The 12,946-nt window shown below is 39.8% G+C and carries 10 protein-coding genes; 7 read left to right on the forward strand and 3 right to left on the reverse strand.

Going from position 1 to position 12,946, the window contains the following annotated elements:
- Positions 1–86 precede the first annotated feature (86 nt).
- Genes ACY2LT_RS08560 through ACY2LT_RS08575 form a run of 4 tightly spaced genes read left to right on the forward strand, consistent with a single transcriptional unit; the run spans position 87 to position 6,337 of the window.
- On the forward strand, positions 87–731 hold the full coding sequence (locus ACY2LT_RS08560) for a TetR/AcrR family transcriptional regulator (RefSeq protein WP_491815147.1): 645 nt from the start codon (positions 87–89) through the stop codon (positions 729–731).
- The gene (locus ACY2LT_RS08565; RefSeq protein WP_491815148.1) at positions 731–2,152 is read left to right on the forward strand and encodes a TolC family protein; all 1,422 of its coding nucleotides are present in this window, start codon (positions 731–733) and stop codon (positions 2,150–2,152) included. Before ACY2LT_RS08560 ends, ACY2LT_RS08565 begins: the two co-directional genes overlap by 1 nt.
- A 23-nt stretch (positions 2,153–2,175) precedes the next feature.
- The gene (locus ACY2LT_RS08570) at positions 2,176–3,213 is read left to right on the forward strand and encodes an efflux RND transporter periplasmic adaptor subunit (protein WP_491815149.1); all 1,038 of its coding nucleotides are present in this window, start codon (positions 2,176–2,178) and stop codon (positions 3,211–3,213) included.
- 10 nt (positions 3,214–3,223) lie between these two features.
- The gene (locus ACY2LT_RS08575) at positions 3,224–6,337 is read left to right on the forward strand and encodes an efflux RND transporter permease subunit (RefSeq protein ID WP_491815150.1); all 3,114 of its coding nucleotides are present in this window, start codon (positions 3,224–3,226) and stop codon (positions 6,335–6,337) included.
- Positions 6,338–6,418: 81 nt separating this feature from the next.
- Here ACY2LT_RS08575 and ACY2LT_RS08580 read toward each other — a convergent pair whose 3' ends face one another.
- The 3 genes from ACY2LT_RS08580 to ACY2LT_RS08590 are packed head-to-tail and all read right to left on the reverse strand — an operon-like array spanning position 6,419 to position 9,882.
- On the reverse strand, positions 6,419–7,081 hold the full coding sequence (locus ACY2LT_RS08580; RefSeq protein ID WP_491815151.1) for a response regulator transcription factor: 663 nt from the start codon (positions 7,079–7,081) through the stop codon (positions 6,419–6,421).
- Complete coding sequence (locus ACY2LT_RS08585; protein WP_491815152.1) at positions 7,078–9,024, reverse strand: NAD(+) synthase; 1,947 nt, start codon at positions 9,022–9,024, stop codon at positions 7,078–7,080. The genes ACY2LT_RS08580 and ACY2LT_RS08585 overlap by 4 nt, the downstream gene beginning before the upstream one ends.
- A 48-nt stretch (positions 9,025–9,072) precedes the next feature.
- Positions 9,073–9,882: a class I SAM-dependent methyltransferase gene (locus tag ACY2LT_RS08590; RefSeq protein WP_491815153.1), complete on the reverse strand. Its 810-nt coding sequence runs from the start codon at positions 9,880–9,882 to the stop codon at positions 9,073–9,075.
- 81 nt (positions 9,883–9,963) lie between these two features.
- Here ACY2LT_RS08590 and ACY2LT_RS08595 point away from each other — a divergent pair, with 81 nt between their 5' ends.
- Genes ACY2LT_RS08595 through ACY2LT_RS08605 form a run of 3 tightly spaced genes read left to right on the forward strand, consistent with a single transcriptional unit; the run spans position 9,964 to position 12,945 of the window.
- Complete coding sequence (locus tag ACY2LT_RS08595; RefSeq protein WP_491815154.1) at positions 9,964–11,127, forward strand: glycosyltransferase; 1,164 nt, start codon at positions 9,964–9,966, stop codon at positions 11,125–11,127.
- Between the two features lie 4 nt (positions 11,128–11,131).
- Positions 11,132–11,872 (forward strand): glycosyltransferase family 2 protein, encoded by a 741-nt coding sequence (locus ACY2LT_RS08600; protein WP_491815155.1) that lies wholly within the window; start codon positions 11,132–11,134, stop codon positions 11,870–11,872.
- Positions 11,869–12,945 (forward strand): glycosyltransferase, encoded by a 1,077-nt coding sequence (locus tag ACY2LT_RS08605; RefSeq protein ID WP_491815156.1) that lies wholly within the window; start codon positions 11,869–11,871, stop codon positions 12,943–12,945. The genes ACY2LT_RS08600 and ACY2LT_RS08605 overlap by 4 nt, the downstream gene beginning before the upstream one ends.
- Position 12,946 lies beyond the last annotated feature (1 nt).

The following is a 12,946-nucleotide window of genomic DNA, read 5'->3' on the forward strand; positions in this document are numbered from 1 at the left end:
AAAAATATACGTATTTTCTCCGAAATATTTTCTATTTTTGTGCGTCAAAAAAACCAATTTCGTTTTTTAAGTTTTCGGAGTTTGTGTTGGAAGTAAAAGATAAAATACTCAAAATTGCTCGCGAAGAATTTGCTCGTCTTGGGTACCGGAATGTTCGCACAGACGAATTATCTCAAAAAATTGGTATTAGTAAACGCACTCTCTACGAACATTTCCGGACAAAAGAGGAATTGTTCGAATCAATCATTGATTTAGAATTAGAGAAAACGAGGTCGTTTGTCGAAAACATTCTTGAATATGTCGAACGGAACCCTCAAGCTAACCTGATTGAAGAGATTAACAAAATATGGCAATTAGATGCCGACTCTGCGATTAAATTTACCCGAGAATTTTTCGACGATATGCAAAAATATACTCCGCATCTCTGGGACAAAATCTATCAGTTCCGACAAAAAGTTATTGAAAGGAACTTTTCCCGTATCTTCAAAATTGGTGTCGAACAAGGTTTTTTCCGTTCTGATGTAAATGCCGAAGTACTCTTTCATATGCATCTTACTCTTGTTCAGAACCTTGTTACTCCAACTATGATAATGCGTCTGCAAGCTTCTCCAAAAGAAATTTTGGAAACCATTTTCAGTGTTATTTTTAGAGGTGTGCTTACTGATTCTGCTCGTCAAAATTATTCTGATTATCGTAATAAATTATGTCCAATAAATTTTCAAGAAAGTTGATGAAAAAACTTATTTTTATAACCATTTTAGCTTTTTGCTCGCTGGCTGCTTCCGCTCAAGTGAAAGTCTATACGCTCGAAGACGCTATCCGAACAGGATTGGAGAACAACTACGACATAAAGCAAGCAGTTCTCGAAATCGAGAAAGCTCGCGCAGCTGTTCGCGAAGCATACGGCTATGCTATGCCCTCGGTTGATTTATCAGCCGGGTTCAATCATTTTGTCGAAAAACCGAAAATGGCATTCCCGGATTTCCGTTCAATGCTTACAAATGCAACCTATGGCGTTTTGTTTGACGAAGGATTATTGCCGCGCGATAATTCAAAATTTCTTCCAATGAAAACTAAACTTCAATCGTTTTCTCAGGCGAACTCATACGAAACAAAAATACAGGTTTCTCAAATTCTTTTTAACTCGACAGTTTTTGAAGGTATTGGAGCATCCGGAACATACCTTCAAACTTCGAAAGTTTCTTTGAAATCGAGTATTGTATCTAAAATTACAGAGATTAAGAAGAATTTCTATTCCGTAATCCTTACTAAAAAATTATTAGAGATTACCCGCGAAAGCTTTGAAAATGCTCAACGGAATTTGTCGAATGTCAAGGCACTTCGCCAGCAAGGACTTGTTTCGGAATTCGATGCACTCACTGCCGAAGTTCGTGTTGAAAACATTCGTCCCGCGGTGCTTCAAATGGAGAATGCGTTGAAACTTGCAAAAGAAGGTCTCAAAATATCGATGGCAATCCCACAGTCGCAGGAAATTGACGTCGAAGGCGAAATTGACTACGACAACAGCAACATCATTTCCGAACAATCTGCAATTGAACAAGCAATGAAGAGCAACTATGATTTGCTTACTCTGGAAAACGTTCGCCGTGTTAATAAGGCATATGTAGAAGTTGGTCGCTCTGAATATTGGCCCTCGCTCGTAGCTTTTGGGAACTATTCATTTAATGGTTCTTCCGACAATTTGAATTTTAATAATTACAGAAGTGCTATTGTTGGTTTAAGTTTTAGCATTAACCTATTCAACGGTATGCGAACAACAAACAAAGTTCAGCAAAGCATAATAGATGTTGAAAAAACCGACTACCAGATTATGCAACTTCGTCAGGCGATTTCTATGCAGGTGAAATCCAAAATTAACGACTTAGCTCGGATTAAGTCCAACATTGAAGCTCAGGAACGCAATGTGAAACTTGCGGAACGTGGCTACGAAATTGCAACTACCCGTTATCGCGAAGGAACAGGTAGCCAACTCGAAATAGAGAATGCAGACCTTGCTCTTCGTCAGGCAAAAACTAATCTATTGCAATCATACTACGATTGGACTATCGCAAAGAACGAACTCGAAGCTTTGCTTGGAAACATAAACTCGCGATATTTCACAATTTATTCTAAATATATTGATGAAAATTAATAAATCAAGGAGTAATATAAATTATGAAATGCTTTAATTTATCTAAAACACTTTTCTTCGCTCTAATAATTGCCCTGTCGGTCTCTGCCTGCCAGAAGAAAGTAAAACCAGGCAAAAGTATCGAACAAATTCGTGCCGAATCCGGCGTCCCTGTCCGAATTATGACAATCGGCGAACGCGACTTTGCAAAAGACCTGAGCTTCTTCGCCAAAGTAACAGGCATCAAAGAAACTATGCAACAAGCTGCGATTGAAGATAAAATTGTCAAAATTAACGCAAAAGTTGGTTCTCGTGTTAGCGAAGGTCAGGTAATTGTCGAGTTCCCGAAAGATAATCCTCGTATCCAATACGACCAGGCAAAAGTCGGCTACGAAAACGCTAAAAAGCTTTATGAGCGTATGAAGCAATTACTCGCTGCCGGCGAAACTTCACAGCAGAATTTCGACAATGCCGAAGCTCAATTCTTAGTGGCTAAACGCAACTGGGAATCTATCTATAAATTAATCAATATTGAATCGCCAATCAGTGGCACCATCACTCAAATGCTTGTAAAAGAAGGTGATAAGGTGAAAGCAGGCGATAATCTCTTCACTGTAGCCCAACTTAACAAAGTTAAAGCAAAAGTTTGGGCTTCACCTATTGAAGTTCAATACATAAAGCCTGGTATGGACGCAACTATGAAAATAAACGGAGACGTCTATACGGGAAAAGTGTCTGTCGTTGATTTGTCCATCGACCCAAAACACAATGCTTATGGTGTGGAAATAGTCTTCGATAATTATCACGGCAAAATTCGCAGTGGAGTTACAGCTGATATTCGCATAAATGCTTACAAAAGAAACAACGCTATTGTTGTGCCTCGCCGCTATATTGTTTTCGATGGAGACGAAAAATTCGTCTTCGTAGAAAAAGACGGCAAAGCATACAAGCAAACAGTAAAAACTGGCATCGAAAGCAGCATCGATATTGAAATTACCGAAGGCTTGAACCCCGGCGACCGTCTTATCACAGACGGTATATTCCTGCTTCGCAATGGTAGTAAAGTTAAAATCGTAAATTAGAGGTGCAAATATGAAAATTGCTCATATATCTGTCAATCGCCCTATAATGATGAGTATGCTTATCATCGTATTCGTGTTATTCGGTGGATTGGCATATTTCAGCCTTACTCTCAACCAGATGCCCGATGTTGAAATTCCGTATGTAACAATTTCAACTGTTTATCCAGGGGCAGGACCGAAAGAAATTGAAACACAAATAACCAAGAAAATAGAAGACGCTGTTTCTACGGTTTCCAAAATTAAAGTTATTGATTCCTATTCTCTCGAAGGCATCTCAATCTCTATTATCCAATTCGAACTCGATAAAGACATAGATATTGCCAATCAAGAGGTTAAGGACAAAGTCGATGCAATTTTGAGCCAGCTCCCAGATGACGCAGAATTACCAATCATTCAAAAAGTAGATTTGCAGGCATTCCCTGTTGTAAATGTTATTCTTTCGGCCGAACAAACTGACCCACGCGACCTGTACTTTTACGCCGATAGAGTGCTTCGCGACCGCTTCTCGCAAATCGAAGGTGTGGCAAATGTTACTATCACCGGCGGACAAGAACGCGAAATTCAAGTGAAGCTCGACAACCGCACTGTTTACGAAAACAATATTTCGCTGCCTCAGCTTATTCAAGTATTAAAAGCTCACAATATAGATATTCCGGCAGGATATTTTAAACTTCAAGGTCAGGAATATACTGTTCGTATGCAGGGGCAATATTCATCACCCGAGCAAATAAAAGAACTTCAAATTCCTACAAGTGGCGGACTTAAAAAAATCGGGCAGCTTGCCGAAGTCTTCGACGAAGGAAAAGATGTCCGCGAACGCGCAGTCTTTTTCGACAATAAAGCTAAGGAACGCCTTGATAACGTGATTAATATCGGTATTATCAAGTCGCCCGAAGGAAACGTTGTAAATGTTGCCAATGCTATTCGAAAATCACTTCCACAAATTGAAAAAAACTTGCCAAAAGGGATGAAATTAGACATCGCCCTGGACCGCTCTGAGTTTATTAAAAGCTCCGTCAGCGACGCTCTTTCCAATATATATATGGGTGTATTGCTAACAGGATTAGTACTACTGTTCTTTTTGCACGATATTAGAACAACATTTATAGTTGCTCTTGCAATGCCTATTTCCATTGTCTCGACTTTCTTCTTAATGCAGGTTTCGGGCTTTTCATTGAATACGATGACACTTATGGGGCTATCGGTATCGGTCGGCGTGCTTGTTTCGAACTCAATTGTTGTTATTGAGAACATTTTCAGACATAAAGAAGAACTTGGCTCCGACAACAAAGAAGCAGCTGCCAAAGGAACTGATGAAGTCGTCGTTGCAGTCCTTGCTGCAACAATGACAAACTTAGTCGTGTTCCTTCCGATTGCACAAATGACTTCTATGGTAGGACTTTTCTTCCGCGAATTTGCTTTAACCGTTACTTATGCAACTTTGTTCTCACTTTTGGTTTCCTTTACAGTTACTCCTATGCTTGCATCATTAATTCTACCAAAAGAAATAAAAGTAGGGAAGATTGGTGCCGCGATAGAAAGATATTGGTCGAAAGTGGAACAATTCTATAAACGTACTCTTGCGTGGGTTCTTAGCCGTAAACTTTATGCTTCGATTGTTGCCTTCGGTTCGTTTACTCTGCTCATTCTTAGCTTCATTGTGTTAGGTCCGCAAATCGGTTTCGAGAATTTCCCCCGTATTGACGATTCCCAAGTTAGAATTAACGTTGAATTGCCCGACGGATATAATATAGACGAAACTGCTATCGTAATGGCAGAAATCGAGCGCCGTATCAGTCAATATCCTGACGTTACCAAAATTATTACAAGTCTGGGCAAGCAAAGCGAAATCGACAAAAACACAAACCTTGCTGTGATGGATGTAACAGTTACCGACGCTAACCAACGCGAAACCACACTTCAAGAATTCATCACTGAATTTACAAACCTGCTTTCAGACATTCCAAATGCTAAAATTAAAGTTGATTTTGCTAATAATGCTGGCGGTCCTGGTGCTCCGATTGAATTTTACTTGATGGGCAACGACGCTCTTGTCCTTGAAGAACTGAAAACGAAAGTAGTTGATGAAATATCTGATGTCCCAGGTCTTATTAACTTCGATAATTCATCACGTTCGGGCAAACCTGAAATTACAATTTTCCCATATCGTGAGAAAATCGAAGAAGCTGGAATTACTGTTATGGATGTGGCAATGACGCTGCGTGCTTCGATGGAAGGGATTGTTGCCACAACATACAGAGAAAAAGGCGAGGAATACGATATCAAAGTGAAACTATTCGACGACGCATACAACACTCCTGAAAAAGTTGGCAATATTCCAATTGCAACACCAAATGGTGCATACCGACTGTCCCAATTAGGCGAAGTCCGTTTCACCAAAGGTTTTGCAAAAATACTGCACCGCGATAAACTTACTACTATTAAGTTCACAGGGTCGCCCGCAGCTGGTGTGCCATTAGGGCAGGTTACAGACGAAATTGAGAAGCGCCTTGCCAAAATTGAAATGCCAGCAGGATATTACTACAAATGGGGTGGTAGTGCCGAGATGATGAAAGAAACAGTTGCCGAAATGTTGCGTGCGTTTTTAATAGCAATTGTGCTTACTTATATGTTGCTTGCTGCTTTGCTCGAAGATTTAGTCCAACCGCTAATTATTATGAGCACTTTGCCGCTATCATTTATCGGTGTGTTTGCAATCCTGGTTATCACGGGCTCAACTATGAATACTATTTCTATGATGGCGATAATAATGCTGGTGGGAATTGTGGTTAATAACGCAATTCTCTTACTCGACTACTCAAACCAATTAGTTCGCAAGGGTATGAGCCACCGCGATGCCTTGATTGAAGCAGCTCCAACAAAACTAAAACCACAAATTATGGCTTCTGCTGCTATTATTTTGGGTATGCTTCCAATGGCTCTTGGTATTGGTGATTTCGGCAAAGAATTGCGTATGCCGCTTGGTATTGTTTCTTTGGGCGGATTGCTTGTCTCGACAATTCTTACAATTTATGTTATTCCTTCTGCCGATTATTTAAATAACGCATTCGGTAAAGCTGTGTTCGGCAAAATAAAAGGAATTTTCAAGAGAAAAACTGCATAAAAATTAAAAAATAAAAATAATTATTCAGGCTGCCTTTTTCCAAAAGTGCAGCCTGTTTTTTATATATTAATTCATTAAAAACTAAACGTTGGCAATTCTATTCTTTATGGCATAACGAATCAAACTTGCAGTGTTCGAGCATTGAAGCTTCTGCATTAAATTATAACGGTGCGATTCTACAGTGCGAACGCTTAAAAATAGTATTTCTGCAATTTCTGCGTTGGTCTTGCCTTCAGCAATCAGATTCAACACTTCCTGCTCTCGTTTGGTAATAGAAACTGTATTGGCTTCTGTCTGGGATTTGAATAACTTATGTTGCATCATATTCAGAATGGACTTGCTGAATACTCTTTCGCCCAACACGACTTTTTTTATTGCATCTATCAAATCAGCAGATGAAATATCTTTTGATAAATACCCGTCCGCTCCGGCTTCAATTGCTTGCTCTATATGCAATGAGTCCTCGAAAGCAGTAAGCATCACAACCATTGTGTATGGCGACATTTTCTTAATCATCGGCAATGCCTCAATTCCTGTCATTACTGGCATCAGAATATCGAGCAGCATTACATTTGGCTTGTGGTAGCTCGCAAGCTCCACTGCTTCTTCGCCATTACGTGCTTCATCAATTATTCTGAAAGATTTTTCGATATTCAGCAAACGTTTAAGTCCCGCACGGACTATCTCGTGGTCGTCTGCTATTACTATCAATAGCGGATTATTTATATCGAAAAAATCGTTCATAGCTCGAACCCATCTATCTCTGAAAGCCAGATTTCCATCACTGCGTCGCTTGGCATCCTCCAGTCTCCCCGCGGAGACAAAGCGACTGTTCCTACTTTTACTCCATCAGGAATACACGAACGTTTATATTGATTTACGAAAAACCGTGTAATAAATTTTTTCATACTATCTTTGATTTCATAATTTTTAAACTTTTCGCCAAATGCTACTTTTGCCATCATCATAATCTTTGTTGGCGAATAACCAAATCGGGCAAAATAATATAGGAAAAAATCGTGTAGCAAATACGGACCTATAATCTTTTCAGTCTGCTGAACAAGTTCGTCCTCGCTTGTAGGCAATAGTTCCGGCGAAATCGGAGTTTCCATAATGTTCCCAAGTATTTGCGACACCTCTCCCGCAAATAAATTGTCTTTTGCCCAGTCAATCAAATACATCACAAGTGTTTTTGGAACTCCCGAATTAACGTTATACATAGACATATGGTCGCCGTTGTATGTGCTCCATCCCAATGCAGCTTCCGATAAATCGCCTGTTCCGACGACAATACCATTCAGCTTGTTTGCTAAATCCATTAATATTAAAGTTCTTATTCGTGCTTGTGCATTCTCGAAAACTAAATCAGTTTGATTTTCATTGTGCGATATGTCTTTAAAATGCGACCGAACAGTGTCTGTAATATCAATTTCTCTAAAACTAACTCCAAGCGCCTCTGATAATTTCTGTGCATTTATCTTTGTTCGGCTCGAAGTCCCAAAGCAAGGCATAGAGACCGCCAGAATACCATTTTTGTTTAATCCAAGTCTTTCAAAAGTTTTGGCACATACAATCAACGCAAGAGTTGAATCCAGCCCGCCGGAAACGCCCAGCACAACAGTTTGTATTCCGATATGCTTTAAGCGTTTCGAAAGAGCAGTAATTTGTATGTTTAATATTTCTTCGCACACTTCTTTTTTCTGCTGATAAGAACGAGGAACAAACGGCAACTTTGGAATATGTCGCAATAGTTTTGTTGCGGATACTGTTCCAAACTCAAATCCAATTGTTTTATACTGTTTTTGTGTGCGTCCCGTTGCAAATGAACTATTTTTCAAACGTTCTGAATTAAGCTTTTCAATATCCACATCGGAGATAATCATTTGTGTATTAAAAGAAAATCGACGGCTTTCTTCCAATGCTCTCCCATTTTCTGCTATTATGCAGTGCCCGGACATTATAAAATCGGTTGAGCTTTCGCCCGGTCCCGCCGATGAATAAAGATAAGCAGCGTGGCAACGTGCAGATTGCGATACCACCAGATTTCTCCTGTATTCTGCCTTTCCCAGATACTCACTGCTTGCCGACAAATTTAGCAACACATTCGCACCCGCAAGAGCCAAATCCGAACTCGGTGGCACTACCGACCACAAATCCTCGCATATTTCAATTCCTATGCGAAGTAATGGAAAATCCTTTGCTTCGAATACCAAGTCCGCTCCAAACGGAATTTCCATTCCATTTATTTCAATAATTGAGCAGTTCCTGTCTCCATCGCCGGAAAACCAGCGTTCTTCGTAATATTCATCGTAATTCGGAATAAATGTTTTAGGAATAACCCCCAGAATTTGCCCATTTGAAATAAAAACAGCACAGTTGAACATTTTTCCGAGCGAACGCAAAGGTGCACCAACCACAATTGTAACGGCTTGTTGCTGAGTGAATTTCTGCAAATCCAACAGTCCTTGCCCGACAGCCCGATTTAAGTTGTCCTGAAAAAACAAATCACCGCAGGAATATCCCGTTATCGACAATTCAGGGAATAAATAAAAATTACACTTGTTTTCTAAACCTGTTTCTACTGCTTCCTTGATTTTTTCCACATTGAACGGGACATCCGCAATTCTAACCTCAGGCGAGACAACCGCAAAGCGTGCAATATTGTATTTGTTCAAATTTATCAACATATTTTTCCCTTTCATTTATCGATAATTATGGCAAATTTTATACCAAATCTATTTCTTCAAAACATACATACATTCAAGCGACAGAAAATCACCCAAAAACGGTATCTTACCAATTGCCCCGATTTTCACGGTCGGCAATCCGAACTTCTTTTTGAATACGGGACGCAACAAAAAATAGTCTTCCTTAGCTATCTTGTAGCCAGCAGAATATACGCATTCTTTGAATTTTTTCGAAGAAAGCCTGATTTTGCGTAATCGTAGTGTTTCCTCCTGGTCGATTTGTCTTCCGGAGCTTATCATTTTTCGGAAAATAAAGTCCGGAAATAAATGAATATACGGCAATTTTGTCAGAAAATTGCCGGCAAGCGTATGCTGATGTCCACCATAAGGCGAACGGTAAGGCGGAAATGTAGCGTAGAGAAATCCTTCATCACGCAATAGTTCCCGGATTTTAAGAATTGCAAGTTCGGGTTCGGGCAAATGTTCAATGACATCCCGCAAAATAACTATATCGAAGTAGTTTTGCCATTTCTGAGGAATTTCATCGGTAAGAATATTGTGAGAAGTGAATTCTACATTTAATTGCGTAGCCGCTGATACTTTTCTTCCGCTTTCCAATCTGTTTTCAGCAATATCAGTGCCTAAACCATAGCTGGCGCCAGCCCGGACAAATGAATGAAGCACACCGCCCTCGGCAGAGCCAATCTCGACAATTTTTTTGTCCTTTATCTCGCAGATGTTTTTTTGAAAATATGGCACAATAATATCCCTGCCTAATTCATATTGATACCGCCAATAGTAAAAATCAGCCTTCCCAAGACCGCTTCGTTCCGCTTGTGTGATAATTTCATCTGCCATTATTTTTAATCGGATATTTTTAATAAATTAGTTAAATTTAAATATCAAAAAACGAAATTTATAATAATTAATTGCTTTTATATGAAAATAGCGTATCTTTCGACATTTTATCCTTTTCGTGGTGGTATTGCCCAATTCAATGCCGCTCTTTTCAGGGCATTTGAAAAATTTGCAGAAGGCAAAGCCTATACTTTCTCACGGCAGTATCCATCAGTATTATTTCCAGGGCAAACACAACTTGTTTCGCCTTCTGATAAAGTCGATAGACTTATTGCCGAACGTATTCTCGACACAATAAATCCGATGAGCTATCTTCGCTCGGCACAGAAAATACGCCGTTACGATCCCGATTTGTTGCTAACTAAATATTGGATGCCATTCTTCGCACCTTCACTTGGCACTGTGTGCAAGTATTTGCCTGAAAAAATCACAAAAATTTCTATTCTCGATAACGTCAAGCCACATGAAAAACGTCCCGGCGATATTAAATTGACAAAATATTTCCTTAAATACAACGATGCTTTCGTTGTAATGAGCGAAACTGTGAAAGACGACCTTTTAGAATTCAAGCCAGATGCAAAATATATCGAACATATTCACCCGCTTTACGACCACTTTGGTGAAAAAGTTCCTCAGAAAATTGCACAGGATAAGCTATTTCTACCTTTCGATAAAAAGATTTTGCTGTTTTTCGGCTTTATTCGCGACTACAAAGGGCTCGATATACTTATCGAAGCGTTGAAATATTTGCCCGAAGATTATCATCTGCTCGTTGCTGGGGAACCCTATGGCAACTTCGATAAATATGAACGGCTCATAAAACTGCACGGAGTGGGAAATCGTATCACAAAACACGTTCGCTATATTTCTGATAGTGAAGTACCTCTTTGCTTTTCGGCTGCTGATGCGTGCGTACTTCCTTATCGCTCGGCTACTCAAAGTGGAATTGTTGCTATTGCTTACCATTTTGATTTGCCCGTTATCGCTACAAATGTCGGTAGTTTACGCGAAGCAGTAGAACCTCACGATACAGGCTATCTCGTTGCAAAACCTGATGCTTTGATTTTAGCTGAGGCTATCAAAACTGCGTTCCAGCAGAATTTGCTCGAAAAATATCGCAAAAATATCCAAACATATAAATCAATTGCATCCTGGGATAGTCTTGCTCGCAAAATTGCAGACTTGCACTACGAAATTGTTCAGCAAAAAGCAGATGCAAATAAAAATAAGATAAGTTTGATGTAATATTATGCTTAATCTTTCTGCTGTTATAATTGCAAAGAACGAAGAGAAAAATATTTCTCGGTGTTTGAGTTCGCTCGAATTCGCCGATGAAATAATTCTGCTCGATACTGGCTCGACCGACCGCACCTGCGAAATTGCTCAATCTCTCGGTGCAAAAGTCTTTCGTCTTGAAAAATGGGAAGGCTTTGGGCTTGCCAAACGCCGGGCTACCGAGCTTGCCACAAACGACTGGATTTTTTCAATTGATGCCGATGAAGTTGTATCAGACGAGTTACGGCCTCGTATCCAGCAAATTTTGGAAAATCCGGAGTTCTTTCTCTACCGAATTAAGCGAAATTCCTTTTACTTGGGCAAAATGATTAAATATTGCGGTTGGCAGCGCGACTTTCCAAAGCGTCTGTTTAATCGCAAGCAAGCTAATTTCAACGAGAAGCCACTTCACGAAAGCGTTGTTGGCAATTGCCCAATCGGCACAATCTACGAACCAATCTATCATTACACTTACCCAACGATAAAATCTCATTTGCAAAAAATAGATTTCTACACCGATATTGCCGCAGACCAAAGCACAGCGAAAAAATACAGTATTTGCAAGCCATTCCTGAGCTTCTTTGCTAAATTCTGTAAAATGTATTTTCTCGATAGGGGATTTTTGGATGGGTACAAAGGGCTTGTTCTTTCCTTTATCTCTGCTTTCGGAGTTGCCCTCAAATATTTGAAAATTATCGAAAAGCAAAGCAAATGACACCTCGTGTGCTACATATCGACACCGGTCGCACCTGGCGCGGCGGGCAGCAGCAAGCCCTTTATCTCTACGAGGCAATGCTAAAAAAGGGCTTTTCAACAAATATATGCGTTGCGTTTGCTTCTGCTTTTTCAGAGAAATTGAAAAATTTAGGCTATCCATTGTGCGAACTACCACTGCGTAATGAATTAGATGTTTTTTCAGCTCGTAAAATTGCTCGTATTGCAAAAGATAATGGCTACAATATTTTGCACTGCCACTGCTCGCACAGTCTGAGCATTGCTGTTCTTTCAACTTTTTTCAATTCTGATGTAAAAATTGTCGCTTCGCGTCGTGTGGATTTTCCAGTGAAACTGACTGTTTTCAACCGCTGGAAATATCTCAATAAGCGGGTTGCTAAAATAATATGTATTTCCGATGCTATTCGGAATGTCCTGCTTGATTGCGGCTTCCCGGAAAATCGCCTTGTTACTATCCGAAGCGGAATAAATTTAAATAAATTTTCTAATTCAGACGGTTCGGCTATTCGCAAAAAGTTTCCGGGCAAAATAATTATCGGCACTGTTGCAGCTTTTGCCCGACACAAAAATTATCCACTTTTGCTCGAAGCAGCTACTTTGCTTAAAAATGAACCTGTCGCGTTTGTTGCCGTTGGCAACGGTGAACTTTTCGAACAAATGAAAAATCTTGCAGCAGAACGTTCCCTGAATAATTTCCATTTCGAAGGGTACCAAACAATCATCGGCGATTATCTGAAAGCTTTCGATATTTTTACTCTCGTTTCCAAAAAAGAAGGGCTTGGCACATCTTTGCTCGATGCAATGTCTGTGGGGTTGCCGGTTGTTGCAACTGCTGTCGGAGGTATTCCCGAAATTGTGCGTGATGGTGAAAATGGCTTTCTTGTGCCTCCCAACAATCCTAATGAACTTGCAGAACGTTTTCGCCTGCTTGTAGAAAATGCCGAACTGCGCTACCAATTTGGTGCTCGTGCGCTCGATCTTGTAAAAGAATTCGACATTAATAAAACTGTCGAATCAAATATTAATCTGTATTACGAAATTTTAAATGAGTAAT

Source organism: Eximiradius proteiniborus (assembly GCF_058546985.1).